Annotated in this window: 1 protein-coding gene; it reads left to right on the top strand. The window is 61.6% G+C overall.

The features are described from left to right. Positions 1–68: 68 nt before the first annotated feature. On the top strand, positions 69–2429 hold a 2361-nt coding region (locus ABX749_RS29655), incomplete at its 3' end, for an Ig-like domain-containing protein (RefSeq protein ID WP_372899215.1).

Genomic DNA, 2429 nt, shown 5'->3' with positions numbered 1-2429 from the left:
CGGTCACCCTCGTCGGCACGGCCGAAAGAGGCACCCGTCTCGAACTGGTCGGACGACCAAACTTCACCGTGGCCGGTGAGTTTGACCGGTTCCAAATCGAAGGCGTCGAGCTGACGCCCGGCACCAATGCGTTGCAGGTTCTGGCGACCGATCCAGCCGGCAACACTGCAACGGTCAACCTGAACGTCGTGTTCGTCGATCAAGACGGACCGATTTTCGAAATCGATCTGGTCAACGACACCGGACGCAGCGATACCGACACCCGCACCCAAGATCCGACGATCGGCGGTCTGGTCCGAGACGCTTCCGATGTGGTGTCACTGGTCGGATCGCTGGACGGTCGAGCGCCGATCGACATCACCTCGGCGCTCAACGAAGACCTGCTTTCGATCGACTTGGCACGACTGGAATTGCTGTTCGGTGACACGTTACCCGACGGACGCCATCTGTTGTCAATGGTCGCGACCGACGCGGCGGGCAATGAATCCAGTGCCGAGCTTCAGTTTGATCTCGACCGCACGGGGCCACCGATCGAAGCCCCGCCAGATTTGGTCACGTCCGACGATCTGGGGCACGATCAGTTTGACAATCTGACCGCCCAGACCGAACCGACCGTCCGTTTGTTCGCCGAGCGAGGGGCCCTGGTCAAGTTCTTTGCCGACGGGAGTTTTGTCGGCGAAGTCCTGTCGACCGGAGTCGCCCAGTACACGTTGCCGACACTCGATTCGGGAACCTACAGCCTGACGGCGACCATCGAAGACGCCGCGGGCAATCTTGCCGGACCGTCCGATCCGCTCGTGTTGACCATCGATGCGACACCCCCGCGGGCGGTCACGCTGGAGATGCTCGAATTCCATCGAAGCAGCGTCCGAGCGAATCACACCACCGACAACCAAGTCAACATGATCGGGGCGGCGGAACCGGGAAGCCGTGTCACGATGAGCGGGCAAAACGAGACGCCCACGATCGATGCTTCGGGGTTGTTCTTCTTCGTCGTCGATTTGGAAGTCGGCGCGAACGAGTTCCTGGTGACCAGCGAAGACCCGGCGGGGAACATCACCGAGCAAACGTTCGTGTTCACGCGCGGCGAATTGCTGCCCCCGACGTTTACCTTCGACGTGATCGACCAGGGCACGCTGACGCCGCCGATCGTCCAAGGCCAATTGCGCGCCGAAAACGCGATCACCAACGCAATCGTCAGCACCGATCCCACGTTCACCCGACGCGTGTTCGACCTGAACGATTATCTGAACGCGGGCGAGTTCACGCTGACGCCGACGGACATCGAGTCGATCAATGGAGCTCCGTTCCCGGACGGCGATCACACGCTGTACTTCTCCGCGATCGACGCACTCGGACGCCAGAGTCAACCGACCGAAGTGTCATGGACGCGCGACTCCTCGGTGGCGCCCGAGCTGCAAGTCGGCGTCACGCCCATCGGAAACGAGTACCGCTACGTGATCACGGCGACCGGTGCCGCGGAACTCTCGCGACGTCTCGATTCGATTTCGGTTCCGATCCCGGCGGACGTCACTGTCAGCGATCTGGTCGTTCCCCCGACTTGGAGCGTCTCGGTTGTTCCCGGATCGGATTCCATCACGTTGGCGGCGATCGATCCGGCTGTCGACGGTTTGGGTGCTGGGGATCAGCTGACGTTCGGTTACACGGCAACCACCGCACCGACCGCCGGATTTGCGACCGCCACGGTCGCGGACTTGTCCCAAGGAGCGACGACGGGCGAGTTGCAACTTGCCATGCAGGTTCCCTCTTCGGCCGCTGCGGTTGCCGTCACCGACTACTATTCCTCGTCCGCATCGGCGCTGCTAACGGTCGACGCGGCAAACGGCTTGCGTGCCAACGACGCGGTCGGTGTGTCGGAGATCGATTCATTCGATCCGCGAACACGATGGGGCGGCGTGGTCAGCGTGGCGCCGGACGGTAGCTTCACGTTCACTCCCGGCAGCGTGTTTGATTCGCTTGCCAGTGGCGAAACGATCACGGACAGTTTTACGTACTCGCTGCGCGATAGCGGCAATCAACCCGCAACAGCCACCGTCTATCTGACCATCAGCGGAGAGAACGCCGGTCCGACCGCGGTGGACGATCTTGCGACCGAGCTGACGCCGACGCTGTACACCCGGGCCGGCGTTCCCGTCGCAATCAATCCGGCCGATTTGATCGTCAACGACTTCGATCCCGACGTCAATGATCGATTGACCGTGACATTGATCTCGCCCACCAGTCTGCGCGGTGCGTCGATTGGTCTGGTTGACGGTGAATTCGTTTACGATCCGACCGGGGTGGCCGCTTTCGACAACCTTGCGGCCGGTGAGCATCTCTTTGACGAAATCACTTACACGGTCACGGATCCTTCGGGGCTGAGCGACACCGCGGTGGCACAGATCTGGGTGCAAAGCCGCATCAATCTT

Origin of the sequence: Stieleria sp., from assembly GCF_041595215.1 — a bacterium.
In the GTDB taxonomy this organism is placed as follows: domain Bacteria; phylum Planctomycetota; class Planctomycetia; order Pirellulales; family Pirellulaceae; genus Stieleria; species Stieleria magnilauensis.
This window is presented reverse-complemented; position numbering and strand designations above follow the sequence as displayed.